Raw genomic sequence first — 3120 nt, 5'->3', positions numbered from 1 at the left:
ATTATAATATAATTACTCTATTCAACTTTGTTTTTGCTGATGCATTTATTGGAATTTTTATACCAAGTATTTTTTTAATTTTAATCTCTGATGATAAGAATAAATCACTATATATATCCTCAATGATATTTGTTCTCTTTTTTATGAAATCAACAATGTTTCTAGTTACTTTGTTATGTTCAATTTTTTTTATCTTTTTTGAAAAAAAAATAAAACTTTCTAAAAGATGTGGTCCATTATTTTTTGTTTGCATAGCGTATATAATTTGGGGCACTTTTGGTTATATAAAAACTGGAGTTTTTACAATTGGATTTAAAACAATGTCCTCAAGTCAACTAGCCCTAAAAACTACTTTGAATAAAAATTTTCATAAATATTATCCAAAAAAATCTGTTGATCTAATTCCTGGTAAACATGATGCTAATACAAAATATAAAGAAGAGTGGAATAATGAATGGGATATGTATAACCACTATAAAAAAGAAAATGTTGAATATATAAATAATAATAAAACTAGAATTTTAAATGATACCTTAATCAAAGTAAAATTTATTTTTTTTAACATTTACAAAGATGCAGTGCATCCTGATAAAAACGGTGAGTTTAAAAACCCATTCATGTTTTCACATTTATTCAATAGAATTATTTTTTTAGTAAGTATATTTTTTTGTGTAAGTTCAATATTCAGAAATATTATCAGATTAAATTTTTCAAAATTAGATTATTACTATATAATTTTGGTAAGTAGTTCTATTTTACCTCATCTAATTGGATGGGCAACATCAAAACACTTGGTAGGAATTTTTATCTTATCTCATATATATCTTATAGTTAAAATTTTTGAAAAAAAGTTACAAAAATATATTTTAAATTAAATATTAGCATTCAGCATATCGACTAAAGATAATAACCAATACTGATGACTATTCTCAATTAAATTATAATTGTTTGAATTAACTATAAGATTGATATCACCTAACTTTGATAGTTTATTTTTTCCTTTGAAACCTGATAAAGTAATTAATTTATGTTTTTTACTTTTAGCAAATTTTGCTGCATTAATAATATTTTTAGAGTTTCCACTTGATGAAATTAATATAATTAAGTCTCCACTATCTGAAAAAAAATTAATTGCCTTTTTAATCCAATTTTCATATCCATAATCATTTGAAAAACATGTTATTAAATCACTTTCGTTAAAATTTATACATCTCACTTTACCATTTTTTGTCATATCAACACTAAAATGACTAGCTATTGCAGCACTACCTCCGTTACCAGAGATTATTATTTTTTTTTTATCTTTTTTAATCTTGAGAATAAGTTGAAAAATTTTTTCAATTTTTTTTTGTATATCTAAGCTTATAGTAGCTACATTCAAAAATTCATTATTATAATTTTTTAAAAAAGATTTAGTTTTTTTCATAAATATTTTTTTGATAATTTTTTAGGCCAGCTTTTATCGAAAAAAAAACTCTTATCATCTATATATATATCATAACTAGGTTTTCCGAAAATTAATTCATGATAATTTACATTCCAATTTCTCAATTGAGATTTTGTTAAATTTAGCCCTTGTTTTTTCGCATTAAAAACATTATTGCGATTTCTAGCCATGTATCTAGCTGTAAAAATTTTGATATAATGGCCTTCTTCAAATAACTTATTGACTACATCTATATTTTTTTTAATGGGTGTGCTTAGTTTGTAATTTGAGGTTTTTGATTTGCACAAAATATTATCTAAATCAAAACAAAAAACTTTTTTTTTCATTGTAAATTAGATGATTATAATCTTATTCATACAAATTAAAGTTATATTTTTTATTGATATATTTTAAATTTTTAATTAAATTTTTATGTAAAAATCTTTCATCACAAAGTACTATTTCTTTATTAGAGGTTTTTACTAAATTTTTACCTAAAGTAATTTCCTCTTTTAATTTTTCACCTTTTTTTAAGCCTGTAATTTTTATTGAAACTTCTCCATTTGGATTAAGTTTATTTTGAAAAGTTTTTCCAGATAGTCGGATAATTCTTTTTGCAATATCATAAATATTTATTTGTTTTCCCATATCTAATGCATATATCTTTACACCTCCCTTGTTTAAGTAAGAAGCATTTATAACAAGTTGTACAGCTTCTGATATTGACATAAAATATCTTGAAGCCTTTTTGCTTGTAACTGTCAAAGGTTGATTTTTTATTAATTGGTTAAAAAATATTGGGATTACTGACCCACTTGAGCCTATCACATTTCCAAATCTAACGATTGTAAATTTTGTAATTATTTTTTTTTTTGATAAAAATTTATCTTGGATTAAACATTCACCAATTTTTTTTGAATATCCTAAAACACTTTTTGGGTTTACTGCTTTATCCGAACTTATAAAAATAAAATTTTTTATTTTTTTCTGTAAAGAAAAATCAATCAATGTTTTGGTATTTTGAATATTATTTTTTAACATAGAATAAGAATTATCTTCTCCAAAATTCACATGTTTATATGCAGCTGCATGATAGATATCATCTAGTTTATTATGTTTAAAATAATTTCTAATTAAAATTTTGTCTTCACAATTTCCTAGAATCGGTTTTATAATTTTGTTGTTGTATCTTTTTAGATCTTTAATTTTATTAATTAAATTGAATAAATTTATTTCTGAAATTTCCAATAAAAATAATCTTTTTGGATTAAATTTCAATATTTGCAAACATAACTCTGAACCTATTGATCCCCCTGCACCAGTAACTAAAATATTTTTATTATAAATTTTTTTGCGAAGTATTTCTTTTTTAACATTTATTTTTGGTCTATTTATTACATTAAAAAAATCTAAATTGGTCAATGTTATCTGATCTACTAGTCCGGTTGAGTTAATTTTATTAGATAGATTTTTTATTCTAATATTTTTTTCCTCAAATTTATCAAAAATTTTATCAACCTCTTTTTTTGAAAAGTCTTTACCTATTATAATTTCATTGATATTAAACTTTTCAACCAAATAAAATAATTCATTTTTTTTAAATATTTTTATTCCATTAAATTCTCTACTTTTAAATTTATTTCCTACATCAACTAATGCTTTTACTTTCCCATAATTCTTATCTTGTCTAATAT

At 22.1% G+C, this 3120-nt stretch carries 4 protein-coding genes; 1 reads left to right on the top strand and 3 read right to left on the bottom strand.

Translation table 11 applies throughout. The annotated features are described in order from the left end of the window. Positions 1-875, top strand: an 875-nt coding sequence (locus ACTT90_RS07370; RefSeq protein ID WP_440938086.1) for a hypothetical protein, incomplete at its 5' end; no start/stop codon positions are given. On the opposite strand, the gene ACTT90_RS07365 is transcribed toward ACTT90_RS07370, so the two are convergent. From ACTT90_RS07365 to ACTT90_RS07355, 3 genes are all read right to left on the bottom strand, one after another. Continuing rightward, complete coding sequence (locus ACTT90_RS07365; protein WP_440938085.1) at positions 872-1426, bottom strand: SIS domain-containing protein; 555 nt, start codon at positions 1424-1426, stop codon at positions 872-874. The genes ACTT90_RS07370 and ACTT90_RS07365 overlap by 4 nt on opposite strands. Beyond that, on the bottom strand, positions 1423-1773 hold the full coding sequence (locus ACTT90_RS07360) for a phosphoheptose isomerase (RefSeq protein ID WP_440938084.1): 351 nt from the start codon (positions 1771-1773) through the stop codon (positions 1423-1425). The genes ACTT90_RS07365 and ACTT90_RS07360 overlap by 4 nt, the downstream gene beginning before the upstream one ends. 22 nt (positions 1774-1795) lie before the next feature. Then, positions 1796-3120, bottom strand: a 1325-nt coding sequence (locus ACTT90_RS07355; RefSeq protein ID WP_440938083.1) for a polysaccharide biosynthesis protein, incomplete at its 5' end; no start/stop codon positions are given.

Source organism: Candidatus Pelagibacter sp. (genome assembly GCF_052049935.1).
Classification (GTDB): Bacteria; Pseudomonadota; Alphaproteobacteria; order Pelagibacterales; family Pelagibacteraceae; genus Pelagibacter.
The sequence above is the reverse complement of the archived record's forward strand: the minus strand, read 5'-3'. Positions and strand labels throughout refer to the sequence as shown.

Excerpts from the sequence above, each read along its gene's own strand:
- ACTT90_RS07360 (WP_440938084.1), bottom strand. The coding sequence starts at position 1,773 with ATGAAAAAAAAAGTTTTTTGTTTTGATTTAGATAATATTTTGTGCAAA.
- ACTT90_RS07365 (WP_440938085.1), bottom strand. The coding sequence starts at position 1,426 with ATGAAAAAAACTAAATCTTTTTTAAAAAATTATAATAATGAATTTTTG.